Raw genomic sequence first — 19581 nt, forward strand, 5'->3', positions numbered from 1 at the left:
GGAACTGAAAAAACAGAAACAGGAGGCATTTCACCATGCTGATGCAAGAGGAAAGAGAACTGGTCGTCGAGTACGGCAAGAAAATGAGCGCCGATCGCCTGAGCACCGGTACCAGCGGCAATATCAGTATCTACAATGCCGAGAAGGGCCTGATGGCCATCAGCCCCTCCGGTATGGACTACTTCTCCACCAAGCCGGAGGACGTGGTCATCACGGACCTGGATGCCAACATCGTGGACGGCAGCCGCAAGCCCTCCAGCGAGTGGGCCCTGCACACCACCTTTTACAAGCATAAGCCCCACGCCAGAGCCGTGGTCCACACCCACTCCATGTACTGCACCACGTTCGCCGTACTGGGCCAGCCCATCCGGGCCGTCCACTATGTGATCGGCGACGCCGGCGTGGACACGATCCCCTGCGCGCCCTACCGGCTGTTCGGCACGGTGGAGCTGGCGGAGGCCGCCATGGAGGTCTGCGGAGAGAGCGACGCCGTCCTGCTGGGCAACCACGGCCTGGTGGTCTGCGGCAAGGACATCAAGAGCGCCTACAGCCTGGCCTGCAACATGGAGTATATCGCGGAGCTGCAGTATCGGGCTATGTGCATCGGCACGCCCAATGTCCTGACGGACGAGCAGATGGCGCAGGTCATGGAGAAGTTCAAGTCCTACGGCCAGCCCAACAGCGGCAAGAAGGGCTATTGAGAGGAAAGCGGCCATGAACGATTTTGACTTTTACAGCCCCACATACTTTGTATTCGGCCGGGGCAGGGAAGCGGAGGCCGGGACGTATGTGAAGAAGTTCGGCGGCTCCCGGGTGCTGGTGCTCTACGGCGGCCAGTCCGCCAAGAAGTCCGGCCTGCTGGACCGGGTGCTTGCCTCGCTCACCGGCGCCGGGCTCCACACGGTGGAGCTGGGCGGCGTCAAGCCCAACCCCCGCAGCGGCCTGGTGTATGAGGGCATCGACCTGTGCCGGAAGGAGGGGATCGACTTCCTGCTGGCCGTGGGCGGCGGCAGCGTCATCGACACCGCCAAGGCCATCGCCATCGGTGTGCCCTACGAGGGCGACTTCTGGGACTTCTTCTCCGGCAAGGTGCCGGAAAAGGCCCTGCCGGTGGGCACGGTGCTGACCATTGCCGCCTCCGGCAGCGAGGGGTCTCCCGACTCCATCATCACCAATGAGAAGACCCTGGACAAGAACAGCGCCGAGGCGGACTGCCTGCGGCCCTGCTTCTCCATCCTGGATCCGGCCCTGACGGAGAGCCTGCCGCCCTATCAGACGGCATGCGGCGTCACGGACATCATGGCCCACGCCTTCGAGCGGTACTTCACCAACACGGAGGACGTGGAGGTGACGGACCGCCTGCTGGAGGGCGTGCTGCTCACCATGCTCCACGAGGGCCCCCGGGTGATGTCGGATCCCCACGACTACGGAGCCCGGGCCAACATCATGTGGGCGGGCATGGTCTGCCACAACGACATGATGGGCGTGGGCCGCAAGCAGGACTGGAACAGCCACCATCTGGAGCATGTGCTCTCCGCCCTGTACGACTGCGCCCACGGCGCGGGCCTGGCGGTGATCATGCCCGCCTGGATGCGCTACTGCGCGGACCATCACGACGGCCTCCGCATGGCACAGATGGCGGTGCGGGTGTTCGGCTGCCAGATGGACTTCGCCGATCCCCGGCGGACGGCGCTGGAGGGCATTGCGGCCTTCCGGGCGTTCCTGAAGTCCATGGGGATGCCCCTGACGTTTGCCGAAATCGGCGCCGATCCGGCGGACATCCCCAAGCTGGTGGAGATGAACCACGTGGGCAACGGCGTCACCGGCGGCTATGTGGGCCTGACCAGCGACGCCATCCGGGAGATCTACGAGATCGCCGCCGGACTGAGAGACTGAGACAACAGAAGCAACGAGCGTATTGGAAACATTGGAAAGGCAGGAATCACTACCATGAGCGAACAAAAGAAGCTGGGCTTTGCCACCCGTCAGATCCACGCCGGCAGGATCGAGAACGCCGCCGGCGCCCTGTGCGCGCCCATTTATCAGACGTCCACCTTCGCCTTCTCCTCCGTGGAGCAGGGCGGCGCCCGCTTTGCCGGGCAGGAGGATGGATATATCTACACCCGTCTGAGCAACCCCTCTCTGGCCGCGGTGGAGCTGAAGCTGGCTTCTCTGGAAAACGGTGAGGCGGCCCTGGTCACCGCCTCCGGCATGGGCGCCATTGCCGCCGCCATCTGGACCTCCGTGGCGGCCGGCGACGAGGTGGTGGCCAGCGACACGCTGTACGGCTGCACCTTCTCTCTGCTGAGCCACGGCGTGGCCAAGTTCGGCGTGAAGGCGAACTTTGTGGACATGACCGACATCGCCAACCTGAAGGCCGCCCTGACGGAGAAGACCAAGGTGGTCTATCTGGAGACCCCCTGCAACCCCACCATGAAGATCGTGGACATCGCCGCAGCGGCCAAGGCCGCCCACGACTATAACCCCGACATCCGGGTCATCGTGGACAACACCTTCTGCACGCCGTATCTGCAGCGCCCGCTGGAGCTGGGGGCAGACGTGGTGGTCCACAGCGCCACCAAGTATCTCAACGGCCACGGCGACGTGATCGCCGGCGTCATCGTGGGCGAAAAGGCGTTTATCGACGCGTGCCGGGGCTTCGGCCTGAAGGACATGACCGGTGCCGTCATGAGCCCCTTTGACGCCTTCCTGCTGGCCCGGGGCCTGAAGACCCTGGATATCCGGATGGAGCGCCACTGCGCCAACGCACAGAAGGTGGCGGCGTTCTTCCACGGCCATCCCGCGGTGGCAAAGGTCTACTATCCCGGCCTGGACGACTTTGAGGGCCATGAGATCGCGGCCAGGCAGATGAAGCTGCCCGGCGGCATGATGGCCATCGAGCTCAAGTCCGGCCGCGAGGCCACTGCCGCAGCCCTGAACAAGCTGCAGCTGTGCACCATCGCCGTCTCCCTGGGCGATGCGGAGACCCTGGTAGAGCATCCCGCCACCATGACCCACTCCACCTACACCGCTGAAGAGCTGAAGGTGGCCGGCATCTCCGAGGGCCTGGTGCGCATCAGCATCGGCCTGGAGGACCCGGAGGACATCATCGCGGACTTCAAGTCCGTGCTGGATCCGCTGGTGTGAGCTGTCCGCCCAGGAAAAAGGAAAAGAGCCCCGCGCCGCAGGCGCGGGGCTTTTTTTTGCGGGTCTGAGGGGCTACGGCGGGCGCAGTCAGCCGGCGGAACCGGCCTTGTACGCCTCGCCCCAGCTCTGCATGGCATCCAGAATGGGCTTGAGGCTGCGGCCCAGGTCCGTCAGGGTGTACTCCACCCGGGGCGGCACCTCCGGATAGACTGTGCGGATCAGCAGACCGCTCTGCTCCATCTCCCGGAGCTGAGAAGTCAGCACCTTCTGGGACACGTTCCCCACGGACTTTTTCAGCTCGCCGAAGCGTTTCGTCCCCGGCATCAGGTCCCGGAGGATCAGCACCTTCCACTTGTCGCTGATCAGCGTCAGCGTGGTCTCCACCGGGCAGGCCGGAAGCGTCTTTGCCGCTGCTGCCATCAAACATCCCTCCTGACGGTTTCTTTTTGGTAGTATATCCTGATTTTACTGTACCGCCCTGTGGGGCGTCAAGTGCAAAGCGCAGCGATTTGAAAAAAATTCCGGGCAGGGGAAGGGGCCTCCAAAGCCTTGAAACGGCCCGATCGTTTCTTGCTGGTAACTGCCAAAAAGTTACCGGTCGGTACCTATCCTACAAAATTGTGCGTACTTTTCAAGAGGATTTATTTGGGCTATGATGCAGTCACAAGGACGGGGAACGCCCCGCCGAACAACATCTCAAAGGAGAAATGCATCATGAAGCACACCAAGAAGATCTGCGCCCTGTCCGTAACGGCTGCCCTGTCCCTGGCCCTGGCTGCTCCCGCCGCAGCGGCGGACTACACCGTCCAGCGGGGCGACTCATTGTGGAAGATCGCCCGGGAACAGCTGGGAGACGGCACCCGCTGGGGCGAGCTCTATGCTGCCAACCGGGATACCGTCCGCGATCCCAGCCTGATCTACGCCGGCCAGGTGCTGAAGATCCCCGGCAGCGGGGAGGGGACCACCCCGTCCGCGCCTGCGGAGGAGACCATGCCCGCCGTGGAGTCCATGACCCGGACGGAAAAGGCTCTGGCCCTCATCCGTACCTTCGCCACCGGCGACACCGAGACCGCCGCCCGCCTGCTGGACGAGAACTACATCCAGCACAACACCGCCATCGCCGACGGCGTATCCGGCCTGAACGCCGCCTTGTCCGCCCTGGCCCAGCAGGGCATCCAGATGGTCTACGACGAGACCCACCTGGTGCTGGCCCAGGGAAACTACGTCCTGGCGGTGAGCGAGGGCACCTACGGCGGCGCACCTACCAGCTACTACGACCTGTGGCGGGTGGAGAACGGCAAGATCGCCGAGCACTGGGACGTGATGGAGACCATCGCCGACCCGTCCACCTGGCAGAACGACAACGGCAAGTTCTGACAGACCCACCGTTACCGGCAGGTAACTATACCACAGTATTGTGCGTACTTTACGGCAGACGCCGCCAGCGTTACCATAGAGCCAGCAAAACGGAGTCACGAAAGGGTGTTTATCATGAATGAAAAGGCAAAGAAGTACGTGGACCTGTTCCGCCAGGTGAAGATCGCCACCGCCGCCACGGTGGACGCAGAAGGCCATCCTCAGGCCCGGATCATCAACGTGATGCTGGCGGAGGACGACGGCATGTACATCGTCACCGCCAAGGGCAAGCCCTTCTACAAGCAGCTGGTGGAGACCGGCGAGATCGCCCTGGCCGCCATGTGCCCGGACTGCCAGTCCCTGAAATTCACCGGCAGGCTGCGGGTAGCGGACAAGGCCTGGGTGGACAAGGTCTTTGAGCAGAACCCCGGCATGAATGAGGTCTATCCCGGCGAGAGCCGCTATATCCTGGACGCCTTTCACATCTACCAGGGCCACGGGGAGTGGTTCGATCTGCTCCACTATCCCATCTCCCGGGAGACCTTCGCCTATGGCGGAGACGAGGAGGAGCACAACGGCTTCGAGATCACGGACAGCTGCATCGGCTGCGGCGCCTGCGCCCAGGCCTGCCCCCAGCAGTGCATCGTTCCGGGCTCGCCCTACCAGATCCACTGGGAGCACTGCCTCCAGTGCGGCCGGTGCGTGGAGCACTGCCCGGCGGACGCCATCCGCCGTCTGCATCCGTAACCCATAATGGAACTTCTGCGGGAAATTTTCACCCTGTACGGGGAGCGGGCGGACTGGTTTGGAGAGCTGCTGCTGGCCCACATGGGCCTGGCCCTGGCCGCCATCGCCATGTCCGGCACCATCGGCCTGCTGGCGGGGATCTGGATCGCCCAGCATCCCCGCTTCGCCCCGCCGGTGATGGGGGTGTGCAATGTGCTCTACACCATCCCCGCCATCTCCCTGCTGGGGATCCTGATCCCCTTCACCGGGATCGGCAACCGGACCGCCGTCATCGCCCTGACCCTCTACGGCATCATGCCCATGGTCCGCAACACCTATGTGGGCCTCACCTCCCTGGACCCGGACATCCTGGAGGCCGCGGAGGGCATGGGCAGCACCCGGATGCAAGCCCTGTTCCGGGTGAAGCTGCCCATGGCCGCCGGGGTGATCCTGGCGGGCGTGCGGAACATGGTGGTCATGACCATCTCCGTGGCGGGCATCGCCTCCTTCGTGGGGGCGGGCGGCCTGGGGGTGGCCATCTACCGGGGCATCACCATCTACAACCCGGCCATGACGGCGGCAGGCAGCATCCTGATCGCCCTGCTGGCCATCGTCTGCGACCTGGCGCTGGGGGCGCTGGAACGCTATTTCAAAAAGAGAGGATCCTGAACCATGAAATGTTTCAAACGGCTGCTCTCCGCCGGGCTGGCCCTGGCCATGACGCTGACCCTGGCCGCCTGCGGCACCACTTCTGGTGAGAACGCCGGCCAGGACACCGCCTCCAGCGAGCCGGTGCGCATCGCCACAAAACCCATGACCGAGCAGTACATCCTGGGGGAGATGCTGGGCCTTCTCATTGAGCAGGCCGGCTACGACGTGGAGATCACCAAGGGTGTGGGCGGCGGCACCAGCAACATCCAGCCCGCCATGGAGGCAGGGGAGTTTGACCTGTACCCGGAGTACACCTCCAGCGGCTGGGTGCTGGTGCTGGACCACCAGGCCGAGGGCGTGGACGATGAAGCGATGTTCACCCAGCTGCAAGAGGAGTATGAGGAGAACTTCGGCATGACCTGGGTGGGCATGTACGGCTTCAACAACACCTTCACCGTGGCGGTCCGGGGCGACATCGCGGAGCAGTATGGCCTGGAGGACACCAGCGACCTGGCGGCGGTAGCCGGGGAGCTGACCTTCGGCGGCAACCCGGACTACATCGAGCGGGAGGACGGCTTCGGCGCCCTGTGTCAGACCTACGGCCTGGAGTTCGGCGACGTGGTGGACATCGACATCGGCCTGAAGTATCAGGCCCTGGCCGGCGGCGACATCGACGTGACCAACGCCTTCACCACCGATGCCCAGCTGGCAAACCCCGACACAGACCTGGTGACCCTGGCGGACGACAAGCACCTGCAGGTGAACTACTTCTGCTCCACCGTGGTGCGGCAGGACGCCCTGGAGAAATTCCCCAGCCTGGAGGACGTGCTGCTGCAGATGGACGGCATTCTCACCGATCAGGAGATGGCCTCCCTGAACTACCAGGTGGAGGTGGAGGGCCTGGACGAGCAGGACGTGGCCCGGGACTTCCTGACCCAGAAGGGCCTGCTGGAGGCGTGACATGGCGGAGCCCATCATCCGGTTTGAAGGAGTCTCCAAGTCCTATGGAGGACAGCCGGCCTTAAAGAACTTCTCCCTAGACGTGCTGCCCGGCGAGCTCCTGACCATCATCGGCCGGTCCGGCTGCGGCAAGACCACGGCGCTGAAGCTGGTCAACAGCCTCATCACGCCGGATGCGGGCCGGGTCCTGGTCCAGGGGGAGGACGTGGCCAAGACGGACCCGGTGGCACTGCGCCGCCGCATCGGCTACGCCATCCAGAGCGTGGGCCTGTTTCCCCATATGACGGTGGAGAAGAACATCGCCTATGTGCCCGCCATTTCCCATCTGGAGGGGTGGAAGGGCCCGGCGCGGCGGGAGCGGGTGAGCGCCCTGCTGCGGCAGGTGGGGCTGGACCCGGCCCTGGCAGACCGGTACCCCCGGGCCCTCTCCGGCGGCCAGCGCCAGCGGGTGGGCATTGCCCGGGCCCTGGCGGCGGGGCCGGAGATCCTGCTAATGGACGAGCCCTTCGGCGCGGTGGACGAGATCACCCGGGGCCAGCTGCAGGAGGAGATCCTTCGGATCCACCGGGAGAGCGGCATCACCATCCTGTTCGTGACCCACGACATCGCCGAGGCCCTGAAGCTGGGCACCCACACCCTGGTCATCGACAAAGGAACCGTACAGCAGTGTGCCCAGCCGGAGGAGATCCTGCGCCATCCCGCCACGGACTTTGTGCGGGAGCTGGTGGAGCCCCAGCGGCGGAGAGACTCGATTCTACAGCGGCGACGTCTTCCGCTGTGAGCTGCGGCTGCCGTCCGCTCCGGCTGGGGCAGGCGGCGCGGCGTGAGAAACGATGCGGAGCGCAGATCCGCACATGCAGCGGCAGCCGTCAGCATGGAAAAAGCGTGGACATCCGGGGAGATGTCCACGCTTTTCCGCTGCCGGGGGTCCGGTATCTGCCTTATCGCCGGACAGCGCGGCGTGTGATGCTTCCACCGGGCGGCACCGCCGCTCTGAATGCGATCTGCAGCAGCAAAATGCCCGCGATCAGCAGCAGGAGCTGTGCGGCCAGGACTGCTGCCGGAAGGACGAAATCCGGGTCCAGAACGCCCAGGGTCAGGGGATGGGCCGTGAAGAAGCTGCCGTTCCACAGTCCAAAGGCCTCAGGCAGAGACAGGGCTGCCAGCAGGAAGGGCACCGCCATCCACACATACACCAGCCAGGGCCGCAGCCGCCCCAGCAGCCATCCGCTCCCCAGGGCAAATACCAGGGCCGGCAGAAGGGTCACCAGGGCCGGGAGCAGCAGGCTCCCCCAGCTGTACCAGCGGAACATGCGGCCGTAGAACACCGCTGCCTCTGCCATGCACAGCAGGCTCAGCAGTACACCTCCCGTCAGGGCCGCGGCGCACCGGACTAAAACGTACTGCTTGGGCGGCATGGGCGCGGCGTCCGTGAGGATCGCCGTCCGCCGGGCCTGGGGAGAGGTGTAGAAGGTCAAAAAGAACAGCATCCCGATCCACAGCAGGGGCATCATCCGGGAGAGGTAGTCCCCAAAGCTCCAGGGGGAGAAGGGTGCGGTGTGAGCCACACCCAGAATGGTCACGGCATGCAGCACAAACGCCCCATATAAAAGCAGCACAACAGCCAATCCAATAAAAAACTTGTTCCACAGCAGCCTGCGGCACTCGTATCGAAAAATCTTACCCAAGGTTCAAATCCTCCTCCGTCAGATGGCAGGCATCCAAAAATTCCTGGTAGGTCAGATAGGGATACATGGGATCCAGCTCCCGGTTGAACAGGTCGTGGAGGATCTGGTCCATGGCCTCCTCGCCGCCCACCAGCTGCTCTGCTTTCAAAATCTTCAGCGGCATCTCGTTGTACTGCCGCACCTGGGACAAGCTGTTGGAGATGGCCAACTGCTCATTCTCCGGCAGCATCTCCAGATACTCCGGATGACGGACATAGTAGTTCAGGTAGTAGTCATCCACCGCTTGCTGCCACTGGTCCACATAGTGCTCCCGGGCATAGTCCTCGCCGTACAGTTCCTTGACGATGCGGTAGGTGGTGTAGACCGTCAGGCCCTCGGCGGACCAGGGGCTGGTAGAATCAACCGTATCGAACATATTGCCCAGGCCCCACCACTGATGGACCAGCTCGTGGATCATTACCTCGCCAGCGCCGCCGCCCTTTTGAACGTCGCCCAGATTGGCGGCAGTAAAGTCCGCCTCGTCCAGCAGGCTGGCACCGTCCACGGCGTAGCCGCCGCCGGCCACCCGGCTCTGAATCAGTTTCAGAGTATCCCCGGTGCCGTAGGACAACTTCCCATAGTGCTCCGTGCAGTAGTCCACCACGGCCTTCACCGCGTCTACCGCCCCGGCCTCCGCCATGACGGCCTGGTGCTTGCGGCCGTAGTAGAATTCGATGGTCATGCCCCCGGCCTCGATCTGCTCGCAAATATAGTCACCGGCATACAGAATGCCGCCGGCGCTGTTGGCCTCATAGCGCCAGGTCCTGGTGCCGTCGGCGTTCTCTGAGATTACCTCCGCCTCGCTGGAACTGAAGGGAATGGCAATCATGGAGGCGGGCAGGGTGATCTCAATCGTCGTGGGATAGCCCGCCTCTCCGGGCATGACATTCATCACCCGGGGCGAGAGGGCGGAGTTTTCCAGGCAGAGGTATTCACTGCTCAGCTCCTTGCCGCCCTGCATGGTGGGCATACTCTCCTGAGGGAACCCGCTGTACTCCATAGTTAACTCTACTTCCTCCTCAGCGGGAATGGTGACTTCCAGCAGGGCCTCATTGTACTCCTGGTAGTCGCTCACTGTGAAGGGCACGTCTGTACCGTTGGCCTGGACGTTGGAGATGGTGTAGCCCGGGTTGATGCCGAAGGAGATGCTCTGCTCCTGGCCGGAGGTGTTCTGGAACTGGTAGGAGGCCCGGCCTGTCACCGTACCGGCATCAGTGTCCGGGAACACCTGGGCGCTTCGGCTAAGGAAAGTAACGCCCTCGGCGTAGGGGATCTCATAGAAGGACATGACCGTCAGGTCCGGGTTGCTGTTGTCGATGAAGGGCTGGGCGGCATACGCGGTACCGGAGCAGGCCAGCAGGGCCAGGGCAACGGCCGGGCGGTAGATCCGCCGCACGCTCCGGGCCAGGGAGCCGAAAATACCCTTTCCGTACTGCCGGATGCAGAGATAGGAGACTGTCCACACCCCGGCCAGGGCCGCCAGCCAGGTGAGGCGCATCCAGGCCACCGACCGGAACACCCGGAAGTTGGAGAAGTCGTCGGACAGGGCCCAGACACAGGGGTTGAGCCAGCACAGCTGCCATTCTGCCGACCACACCGTCAGGCTCAGGGCGCAGAAGGCGATAAACAGCACGATGGACAGGTCCGCCCGACGGGTGAACTGGTACGCGGCGGCCGCCGCCAGGATGCCCAGTGGTAGCGCCAGTCCCATGAGCAGCAGATAGGCCAGCAGAAAGTTTACGCCGGTGAACACGGAGCCGATCAGCCCTGCGCTGATGGGGAGCCAGACCAGCATGGTGAGGCCTGCGGTCAGCACCGCCGCGGTAAGCAGGGCCAGCAGGCGCGTCAGGGCCGTGGTCAGGGGAGACACTACCGCGTCGGTGAGGATGTCCACCCGGCTGCGGCGGGCCCGGTCCAGCTCAAAGATGGCCAGCAGGCCGAAGAGGATGGCCCCGGCCGCACCCCCTGCGATGGCAGGGTTGGCCAGATACATGGAGAGCATGGTGGTGGATGTGGCGGGCTTGTAAAGCACCAGCCCCAACACCGGGGAGAGGACCGTCAGCGCCATGATCAGCCAGGTCAGGCGGCTCTGGAGCAGCCGCCGCAGTTCCAAAGGGAAAAGCCGCATCGTCTTCATTGTGCCGCCTCCCGGGAGATCAGATAGAGGTAGGCGTCCTCCAGCGTGGGCTCCTCTGCCTGGACATAGGGCGGCAGCTGGTCCGCCACGGCCCGGCAGCGGACGCCCTGACTGGTATTCACCCGAGCGGTGATATGGAGACCCTGCTCCTGTGTCTCGTCCTTCTCCCAAAAGACGCCCACATGGCCGGCGGCAGACGCGATCAGCTGCTCCGGCGTGCCGGTGAAGCGGATCTGCCCGTGGTGGATGACCACGATCTGGTCGCACACCGACTGCACATCCTCGATGATGTGGGTGCTGAGGAGCACCAGCCGGTCCTGGGCGGTGCGGGAGAACAGGTTGCGGAAGTGGATGCGCTCCTCCGGGTCCAGACCCACCGTGGGCTCGTCAAAGATCAGAAAAGGCGGGTCCCCCAGCAGGGCCTGGGCGATGCCCACCCGCTGGCGCTGTCCGCCGGACAGGGTGCGGATGGGGACCCTGGCCTTTACCTCCAGGTTGACGGCCTGAATCACCGCTCGAATGGCGGCCTTCGGCTGCTTCAGCCCCTTCAGGGCGGCCATGTAGTCCAGAAACTGCGTCACGGTGAGCTCGTCGAACAACCCGAAGTCCTGGGGCAGATACCCCAGCCGGGCTTTCAGCTGCCGCTCCGCCTTCTCCAGCGGCTGCCCATCCACCAGGATGGTCCCGGCGGTGGGGGTCAGAGCCGCCACCAGCAGCTTCATCAGGGTGGACTTGCCCGCCCCGTTTGGCCCCAGCAGGCCGATGAGGCTGGGGGATCTCAGGTCCAGGCCCAGACCCTTCAGCGCCTGTTTTCCGTTGGGATAAGTCATACTGACGTTTTGAATGTTGAGTTCCATGCTGCCTTGTTCCTTTCTGCTTGGGATGGAGAAAGGATACCAGGGCTGTGTGGAGAAGTCTTGGGAACTGTATGGAGTTTTCGTGGAGAAATTTCTGGAAAAAGGAGCCAGTTCTGTTTGAACTGACTCCTTTCCACGATTTAACGGCAGACTGATAGGACACCGCATATTTTATTTCACGTTTTGGCCTGATAAATCAAGCACAAAACCTTGTATTCTCCCAGTGGAACAGGACCTTTATGATAAATGGCTTGCACACAACATATGCGGTATAGCCGATTATTCCGCCAATGGTATTTGTGATTACATCCGTTATATCAGATGATCTTGCTCCATTGATCAATGGCTGTAAAATCTCTATGCAGATACTCAACAGGAGCGCATACAAAAGGGCTTTGAATGCCGTGATGGATCCTCTCTTTACGCATGGTAGCAAAAATCCAAAAGGAATCGTCATGACCACATTGAGAACAACCTGCTTTGTAAAGTCGCCCCTTCTCTCCAATATGTCAATAAATGGAATAAGATTCATTGGCATATAAGGGTGATTAAAAATAAAAGGCAGAGAGGTTATAATTGGCATCAGCGTAAAGTACAACACAAATGACAAATATATATACATCGCAGTATTTACAAGCAATGCAATTTTTCCAGTTGCTTTCCATCTTTTGTAAAAACAAAATATATACAGTAAAATTAGAGCAACAAAATCTATCACGATTCCCATGTAATAATTCCTTAATCATCAACAAGTATTGCCAATAGCATCTCAAAATTTGGCATACGCAGTGTACTATATTTATACGAGCTAGTCAAGGCAGAACCGCGCCGCTACCCGGACCCCGGTTGCCGGATTCTCGATAGTACACGCTGCCCGTGCCGGTCCAGGATCATCTGCACCAGATACAGCCCAAGGCCCATGCCGCCGGTGGCCCGACTCCGGGACCCCTCGGCCCGGAAGGCCGTCAGGGGTGCGCGGCATAAAAGGCGTTCAGCCGCTCCGCCAGCGCCTTCGGAGCTTCTTCATTCATCACATGGCCGGTATTTGTCAGGATCTGCAACTCCGCGCCCTGGATATTTTGGGCCAGGAAGCGGGCGGATTTGATGTTCGTACTGTCCTTTTCTCCGCAGAGGATCAGGGTCGGACACCGAATTTCATGCACGCTTCCGCTGAAGTCCAGATTTTTCATAGAATTTCCCAAGGCAAAGGTATCCCTTTTATCAAAGGCCATGGACGCAAACATGGACTTGGGAAGAAGGCGAAACACTATATTCTGAAGCGCAAAGGCTGCCCGGGGAACCTTGTGGGGGGTACCGATCAGCACCAATGTTTTGACGGTTTCCGGGTGCTCCAGCGTGTAGTCCAGGGCCAGGATGCCGCCCAGAGAGAGCCCGCATAGGTTGACCGGACCGTCGGCTTGGGCACAGTATGCCGCAAAGGCGGTACGGAGGCTGGAGTAACTGGCCTCCCGCCCGTCCAGAATAGCGGACAGCTCCGGACACAGGATGTCCTCTCGGTGGTGCAGATAAGAGATGGTCTCTTTCCAACTGGCTGCCTTGTGGCCGGAGCCGTGAACTAAAATCGTCTTTTCCATGGGTGTCTCCCTCAGATTGATTTATTCTCAGTCAGCTTTTTATAAAACTTACGCTCCCTTTGGCCCCGTGTCCTGTAACAGTAAATGTGTAAGTATCGTCTTGGGAAATCGGAATTTCAAACTCAGAAGTAGGGACATCTGTTTCTGAATAGATAGAATCACCCGCACTGTTTTCTACCTGAATGTCCACACTTCCAGCGTCGCTCACGATGGTTGTATCAATGACATCTCCCGTCTTCAAAGACATCTCTCTATGATCGGAAGTATTTAAGATACTATATTCCATGATAAACTGGGTGTCATTCCCGGTGCTGCTGCCATTAAACGTGGCGTTGCCGCAAGCGTTCAACAGCACCAGAGAAAAGCATAAGATACAAGCGAAACCTAATTTTTTCATCATTTTTCCTCATTCGCAATGTAATCATTACAGTTTAACATATCATGTCCATAAAATCCACCGTACCCTCAACCAGAAAACCGCACTGTGGCCCGCACCCCCTCCTCTGTATTCTCAATGGCACACACCGCCCCGTGCCGGTCCAGGATCATCTTCACCAGATAGAGTCCCAGGCCGCTGCCTCCGGTGCTCCGGCTTCGGGACCCCTCGGCCCGGTAAAAGGCATCAAAGAGATGGGGCAGGGCTACCTCCGGGATCCGGGTCCCGGAGTTCTCCACCGTCAGGGCGGGACGGCCGTCCCGGAGACCGCACCACACCCGGATCTCCGCATTCTCCGGCGAGTAGAGGGAGGCGTTGGACAGCAGGTTCCCCACCGCCCTGCCCAGCAGGGCGGGATCCCCGGTGACCATGGTCCCTGTGTCCAGCTGAGGCAGCAGCACCTGCCCCCGCTGGCGGAACAGCTCTGCGTCCTGCGCCAGCCGCTCCGCTGTCAGGGCAGCCAGGTCCACCGGCTCCCGCTTCACCGGGACAGTGCCGGCCTCCATCCGGGAGATGGCCAGCATCTCCCGGATCAGATTTTCCATCCGCCCGGTGGTCTGGAGGGACCGCAGCAGGTACTTGTCCCGGTCCCGGTACACCCCCACCCCCTCCAGCATGCCGGAGAGCTGCCCCTTCAAAATGGTGACTGGGGTCTTCAGCTCATGGGAGGCGGCATTGAAAAAGGCCATCCGCTGCCGGTCCAGCTCCCGCTCCCGCTCGACCTCTCCCAGCAGGGCCTGGTTGGCGCTCTCCAGCTCCGTCAGAGCTGCGGAGAGCTTTCCCGCCATCTCGTCCAGGCTCCGGCCCAGCTGGCCGATCTCATCCGGCCGGGTCTCTCCGCACTTCCACTGGAAATCCAGCTCCGCCATCTTTCCGGCGATGGCGCTGATACGGACGATGGGCTTTGCCAGACAGCGGGAATACCCCACTGCGCACAGCAGCGAGAAGGCCAGCAGGGCCAGGGCCAGCCAGGGCGCCACCCGTCCCAGGGCTTCTACCGCCTGATTGGCCAGGCGGAGCTGGGGAGAGACCAGCAGCTGATAGATCCCCTCCTGGTCGGCGAAGGTGACCTGGGCAGTGAGGAGTCCCGTCTGTGTGGCGGTCACCACACGGTCGGCCCGGTCGATCTGCACCTGGTAGGTGTCGGCGTCATAGGTCTGGACCGAGTCATCCGCCCCGGACACGGTGACGGACACCTGCCAGTCCTCCGCCGGCAGGACCAGCAGGGAGCCGGTGTCCGCCTCCGCCCCGCCGGGGGCCGCCAATGCCGCCTCCGCTCCGCTCTCCCGGACAAAGGCGTCCAGAAGGGGGCCCGCGTCGGCCAGGTTGGTCTGCGCCAGCCGCTGGGTAAGGTCGTCCACCTGTGCCTGGAGCCGGTCACTGATCACGGCAGTGTAGGTGATGGGGGTGGCCCAGGCGATCAGGGCAAAGGTGAGTCCCCCCGCTCCCAGCAGCAGCAGGAAGGTGAGCAGGAAGATACGGACCGCCAGACGCTCACGGATTTTCTTTCGCAGCACGGTAGCCCACCCCTCTCACGGTTTCAATGTAGTCTCCACCCAGCTTGTGGCGGAGATTTTTGATGTGGCTGTCCACCACCCGCGTGTCGCCGAAGAAGTCATAGCCCCACAGCTTGGCCAGCAGCATCTCCCGGGTGAATACCCGGCCCGGCGCAGAGAGAAAGGTATGGAGCAGCTCGAATTCCCGGGCGGTCAGGTCCAGCGGACGGCCCTCCGCAGTGACTTCCCGGGTGTCCAGATCCATTTCAAGCCCCCGATAGCGCAGGCGGCTGCTGCTCCCGGCCCCGCCGCTGCGGCGCAGGATCACCCGGATCTTCTCCAGCAGGACAGGCATGGAAAAGGGCTTTGTGATGTAATCGTCCACATCCAGGCCGAACCCCCGGAGCTGCTGGTCCTCGCCGTCCAGAGCCGTCACCATGAGGATGGGCACCTGGGACTGGCGGCGGATCAGCTCGCAGACGCCAAACCCATCGATCTTGGGCAGCATGACATCCAGCAGCACCAGATCGAAATGCCGGGAGCGGAACAGCTCCACTGCCAGCACGCCGTCGCCGGCAGCGGCGGTCTCATAGCCCGCGTCCCGGAGATAGGTGCACAGCAGTTCCTGGATATCCGGCTCATCTTCCACGATCAGAATCGTTTTCATCATCGATCACCTGCCAGGAGTATACCATGGAAATGTGAATTTATCATGGAGATTCTGCACATTTTGCCGCCTGCAGGAGAACTTTTTCGAAAATACCTGTTCAGTGAAAACCCATTACAGGCATTGCTGCACATGAAAAAAGTGATCTGAGAGAAAAGTTCACAGTCGGCGCGTCCGGTATCCTGCGAGGGGAGGGAGGTCCTGCGACCGCAGATGCGGAGCAACGGCAGTGAGAACGGTCAACTATGGTAAGCGTTTACGAAATGCTGGGATCAAAAATTCAAAGTCGCTTTTAAAAATCCAACAAAAAACAGGAAAGATATTCGATATATCTCACAAGAATGTCTGAAATGAACAAAAATGTGGTTGATAATCCAAATCTGGAGGTATATATTGAAATCAACAGTTACGCAAGCGTTTTCGAAAAACGGCGGAAACTGAAATCAAAAAATGGGAAAGGGGTATTCTTATGAGTAGACGATCCTTCCAGAGGACCCGAAAACGGCTGTTGAGCCTGCTTCTGTGCTTTGCGATGGCCTCTTCGCTGCTGGTGACCACAGCGGCAGCCAAGGGGCCGGAGGATGCCGTGGCGCCTGTGTACAACGCGGCGGAGGATGTCTATGAGATCAGCACCCCCGCCCAGCTGATATATCTCTCCGGCACCTGGAAGGAGGGTGCCCCCCGGGACGGGAACTACGTGCTGACAGCGGACATCGACATGGCCGGGTGGGAGGGCTTCCGGCCCATCGCCTCCGAGAAGGAGGAGGGCTATCTGGGCACCTTCGACGGCCGGTACCATGTGATCCGCAACCTGACCATCGATTACCCCAAGAAATACGTGGGCCTGTTCGGCTACGTGGGCAATGAGAATGACCAGGCCTACGTGAAGAACGTGGCCATGCTCGACTGTGAGATCCGGGGCCAGCAGAACGTGGGCGGCATCGCCGGCGTCACCTACGGCACCATCACCGGCTGCGTGGTCACCGGCCACGTGTGGGTGGACGACCTGTCCAACTCCCACACCAGCGGCGGCATCGCCGGAAAGGTGAAAGAGGGCGAGGGACCGATCATCGGCCACGTGGAGAACTGCTATGTCAATGCCAACGTGGAGGCCCCCTATGACGTGGGCGGCATCGCCGGTATCCAGGACGGCGGCGGCTTCGTAGGCAACAGCTTTGCAGCCGGTACGGTCAATGCCTATGGCGAGAACGGCTCCGCCGGCGGCATCGCCGGGTCCTTCAACGCCGGCGACCGGATCATCGGCTGCGTCTCCGCACAGACCTCCATCTCCGGCACCCGGAACGTGGATAAGATCGTGGGCCAGCTGGACGACGAGGCGGCCACCAACATCTCCGGCAACATCGCCTGGGAGGGGACCCTGCTGGCCGGCAACGAGCCCGCTTTCCAGCCCATTCAGTGGGAGGATGTCTCCGCGGACGCTCTGCATCAGAAACAGACCTATGTGGACCTGGGATGGGATTTCAACAACGCCTGGACCTGGAGCGACAGTCTGCGCCAGCCCATCCTGAAGGGCTATGACCCCGCCATCTTTGCGGCGGTGGACTTCACCGCGGACGGCCCCCGGATCATCTCCCGGGCCGTGAACGACGTGGACCAGAATGCCAAGACGGCCGTGACCACCCGTGTGGCGGGCGCCTCCAACGTGACGAGCGCGGTGCTGCACTACGGCTACACTGCGGACGATCTGTCCAAGGAGCTGCCCATGACGGTTTCCGGCACCACCTGCACGGTGGATCTGCCCTCTGACAAGGCGGGTGACCTGTTCTACTACCTGGAGATCCAGGCGGATGGCCAGACCCTCACCAAGCCCTACGACAAGACGGCACCCATCCAGGTTTTTGTGGATGACGGCAGCATCCTGGGCGAGCCCAGCCAGATCACCATGACCCCGGACACCACCCAGGGGAACCTGCGGTTCAGCTGGATCACAGTGCCGGAGGTCACCGCCTCTGTCATCCAGTACAAGAAACAGGGGGAGAGCAGCTGGAAGACCGTCCGGGGCACCAGCTATGTGGACGCCGTGACCCCGGGCTGGAAGGAGCTGGCCACCCATCAGGCGGTGCTGAAGGACCTGGAGCCCGATGCCATGTACGTCTACCGGGTGGGCGACGGCGGCCAGTTCATGAGCGAGGAGCACACCTTCAAGGCCCCCACCTCGCCGGACGCTGATGAATTCTCCTTCATCTTCGTCTCCGATCCCCAGTCTGTCTCCACGGACGACTACATGTCCTTCAAGAAGAGCCTGGACTATGCCACCACCTTGGTGACGCCGGAGTTCATCATGAGCGGCGGCGACACCACCCAGGACGGCTACAAGGCCACCGAGTGGGAGGCCTGCTTCGAGGTCATGGGCGACTACTACGCCGCCATCCCCACCATCACCGTCCCCGGCAACCACGAGATGAAGGGCGACTGGGGCTTCGTGTCCTTTGCCCAGCGGTTCAACATGCCCGGCGGCGACAGCGGCACGGAGTTTGACAACACCATCGGCTGCATCGAGTACGGCGACGCCTGCATCGTGGTCATCAACACGGAGGTGACGCCGCCGGAGGAGAAGGCGGACATCATCGCCAAGCAGCTCCAGTGGGCCAAGAAGTGCTATGAGAGCTCCGACAAAAAGTGGCGCGTCATGCTGACCCACGCCGGCCCCTATACCTCCAACCATCCGGCCTCCGAGGTCATTGACTACTTCATCAATGACTCCGAGTGGTCCATCGATGCCCTGGGCGTGGACCTGTTCTTGAACGGCCACGACCACATTTACATCCGGGCCACCGCCGCCAACGACATCAAGGCCAACACCGGCGACGGCACCACCTTCATCACCGGCGGCACCGTGGGCAACAAGTACTATGAGTACCTGCCGGACCGCAGCGACTACGCCACCGACTGCTATGTGGATGACGAGGACCAGCAGGTGTTCTCCATCATCACCATCTCCGAGGATGCCATCACCGGCACCGCCTACCAGTGCGCCGACAGCGACACCGACGAGAAGGAGGAGATGGACGCCTGGAACAACTGGAACGTGGTGGACACCTATGAGATCCGCAACACCGTCCGGGACGGCAAGAAGATCACCGACTACTCCGATGTGGACAGCGCAGACTGGTTCTACGACGGCGCGGCCTATGTGACGGAGCACAAGCTGGTCTCCGGCGAGAAGCCCTACGTGTTCGGCGGCGGGGAGGTCATCACCCGGGCCGAGGCCGCCCAGGCCATTTACAACCTGGCCGGTCAGCCGGACTGCGAAATGACCACGGCGTTCACCGACGTGGATGAGCGCAGCCAGCAGCGGGACGCCATCTCCTGGGTCTCCCAGCAGGGCATCATGCAGGGTACCGGTGCCGGTGTGTTCTCGCCTGACCGGCCGTTGACCCGGGGCATGTTCGCCACCATCCTGGCCCGCTATGCCAAGCTCAAGGGGATGGACATGACCTCTGCCGTGGAACTGAGCACCTTCAGCGACGCGGCCAGCATCCCCGGCGCCTATGCCGACGGCATCTGCTGGTGTGCGTCCAACCATATTGTGGAGGGGCGCTCTGACGGGACCTTTGCCTCCCAGGCCAGCCTGACCCGGGCGCATATGTCGGTCATGCTGATGCGGTTTGCCCAGATGGGGGAGACCGCAGACTGAGCGCCTGACAAAAATATAACGGCATCACAAAGGGCCGCGGGATCATCCGATCCCGCGGCCCTTCCGCATTGCAGGACCCCGGTCCGGCGGCGCAGTCGTTTTCAGAAAGTTCACGATTTTTTCATGAAATCCATACAGACGAAATCGTCTGAAAATACGATACTTTCA

At 61.7% G+C, this 19581-nt stretch carries 18 protein-coding genes; 9 read left to right on the forward strand and 9 right to left on the reverse strand.

Going from position 1 to position 19581, the window contains the following annotated elements:
- Positions 1-35: 35 nt before the first annotated feature.
- The 3 genes from H9X91_RS04385 to megL are packed head-to-tail and all read left to right on the forward strand — an operon-like array spanning position 36 to position 3147.
- Positions 36-701, forward strand: a complete 666-nt coding sequence (locus H9X91_RS04385; protein ID WP_204802903.1) for an L-fuculose-phosphate aldolase — start codon at positions 36-38, stop codon at positions 699-701.
- Positions 702-714: 13 nt separating this feature from the next.
- A complete protein-coding gene (locus H9X91_RS04390) occupies positions 715-1896 on the forward strand; it encodes an iron-containing alcohol dehydrogenase (RefSeq protein ID WP_204802906.1) in 1182 nt (393 codons plus the stop codon).
- 54 nt (positions 1897-1950) lie between these two features.
- Positions 1951-3147 carry a methionine gamma-lyase gene (gene megL / locus H9X91_RS04395; protein WP_204802908.1) on the forward strand — a complete coding sequence of 399 codons (1197 nt, stop codon included), beginning with the start codon at positions 1951-1953 and terminating at the stop codon, positions 3145-3147.
- A gap of 87 nt (positions 3148-3234) precedes the next feature.
- Here megL and H9X91_RS04400 read toward each other — a convergent pair whose 3' ends face one another.
- Positions 3235-3567, reverse strand: coding sequence for a winged helix-turn-helix transcriptional regulator (locus H9X91_RS04400; protein ID WP_204802910.1), 333 nt, complete (start codon positions 3565-3567; stop codon positions 3235-3237).
- Between the two features lie 294 nt (positions 3568-3861).
- Here H9X91_RS04400 and H9X91_RS04405 point away from each other — a divergent pair, with 294 nt between their 5' ends.
- The 5 genes from H9X91_RS04405 to H9X91_RS04425 all read left to right on the forward strand — a co-directional run bounded on the left by H9X91_RS04405 (position 3862) and on the right by H9X91_RS04425 (position 7621).
- Complete coding sequence (locus tag H9X91_RS04405) at positions 3862-4524, forward strand: LysM peptidoglycan-binding domain-containing protein (RefSeq protein ID WP_204802912.1); 663 nt, start codon at positions 3862-3864, stop codon at positions 4522-4524.
- 114 nt (positions 4525-4638) lie between these two features.
- Entirely contained in the window at positions 4639-5250 is a 612-nt protein-coding gene (locus H9X91_RS04410) for a 4Fe-4S binding protein (RefSeq protein WP_204802914.1), read from the forward strand.
- A gap of 6 nt (positions 5251-5256) precedes the next feature.
- A complete protein-coding gene (locus H9X91_RS04415) occupies positions 5257-5898 on the forward strand; it encodes an ABC transporter permease (protein WP_204802916.1) in 642 nt (213 codons plus the stop codon).
- A 3-nt stretch (positions 5899-5901) separates the two neighbouring features.
- A complete protein-coding gene (locus tag H9X91_RS04420) occupies positions 5902-6840 on the forward strand; it encodes a glycine betaine ABC transporter substrate-binding protein (RefSeq protein WP_204802918.1) in 939 nt (312 codons plus the stop codon).
- A 1-nt stretch (position 6841) separates the two neighbouring features.
- Positions 6842-7621, forward strand: coding sequence for an ABC transporter ATP-binding protein (locus tag H9X91_RS04425; protein WP_204802920.1), 780 nt, complete (start codon positions 6842-6844; stop codon positions 7619-7621).
- Positions 7622-7781: 160 nt separating this feature from the next.
- Here the strand turns inward: H9X91_RS04425 and H9X91_RS04430 are convergent, their stop codons facing one another.
- The 8 genes from H9X91_RS04430 to H9X91_RS04465 all read right to left on the reverse strand — a co-directional run bounded on the left by H9X91_RS04430 (position 7782) and on the right by H9X91_RS04465 (position 15758).
- Entirely contained in the window at positions 7782-8528 is a 747-nt protein-coding gene (locus H9X91_RS04430) for a hypothetical protein (RefSeq protein WP_204802922.1), read from the reverse strand.
- Entirely contained in the window at positions 8521-10704 is a 2184-nt protein-coding gene (locus H9X91_RS04435) for a M1 aminopeptidase family protein (RefSeq protein WP_204802924.1), read from the reverse strand. The genes H9X91_RS04430 and H9X91_RS04435 overlap by 8 nt, the downstream gene beginning before the upstream one ends.
- Positions 10701-11561, reverse strand: coding sequence for an ATP-binding cassette domain-containing protein (locus tag H9X91_RS04440; protein ID WP_204802926.1), 861 nt, complete (start codon positions 11559-11561; stop codon positions 10701-10703). Before H9X91_RS04440 ends, H9X91_RS04435 begins: the two co-directional genes overlap by 4 nt.
- Positions 11562-11757: 196 nt before the next feature.
- Complete coding sequence (locus tag H9X91_RS04445; protein ID WP_204802928.1) at positions 11758-12288, reverse strand: VanZ family protein; 531 nt, start codon at positions 12286-12288, stop codon at positions 11758-11760.
- Between the two features lie 238 nt (positions 12289-12526).
- Positions 12527-13156 carry an alpha/beta fold hydrolase gene (locus H9X91_RS04450; protein ID WP_204802930.1) on the reverse strand — a complete coding sequence of 210 codons (630 nt, stop codon included), beginning with the start codon at positions 13154-13156 and terminating at the stop codon, positions 12527-12529.
- A gap of 31 nt (positions 13157-13187) precedes the next feature.
- Positions 13188-13553, reverse strand: coding sequence for a hypothetical protein (locus H9X91_RS04455; RefSeq protein WP_204802932.1), 366 nt, complete (start codon positions 13551-13553; stop codon positions 13188-13190).
- A 68-nt stretch (positions 13554-13621) separates the two neighbouring features.
- Positions 13622-15109: an ATP-binding protein gene (locus H9X91_RS04460; protein ID WP_204802935.1), complete on the reverse strand. Its 1488-nt coding sequence runs from the start codon at positions 15107-15109 to the stop codon at positions 13622-13624.
- Complete coding sequence (locus H9X91_RS04465; protein WP_338111941.1) at positions 15087-15758, reverse strand: response regulator transcription factor; 672 nt, start codon at positions 15756-15758, stop codon at positions 15087-15089. The genes H9X91_RS04460 and H9X91_RS04465 overlap by 23 nt, the downstream gene beginning before the upstream one ends.
- Positions 15759-16224: 466 nt before the next feature.
- Here H9X91_RS04465 and H9X91_RS04470 point away from each other — a divergent pair, with 466 nt between their 5' ends.
- Positions 16225-19413, forward strand: coding sequence for an S-layer homology domain-containing protein (locus H9X91_RS04470; protein ID WP_204802939.1), 3189 nt, complete (start codon positions 16225-16227; stop codon positions 19411-19413).
- Positions 19414-19581 lie beyond the last annotated feature (168 nt).

It is taken from the genome of Oscillibacter valericigenes, from assembly GCF_016902445.1.
In the GTDB taxonomy this organism is placed as follows: domain Bacteria; phylum Bacillota; class Clostridia; order Oscillospirales; family Oscillospiraceae; genus Oscillibacter; species Oscillibacter avistercoris.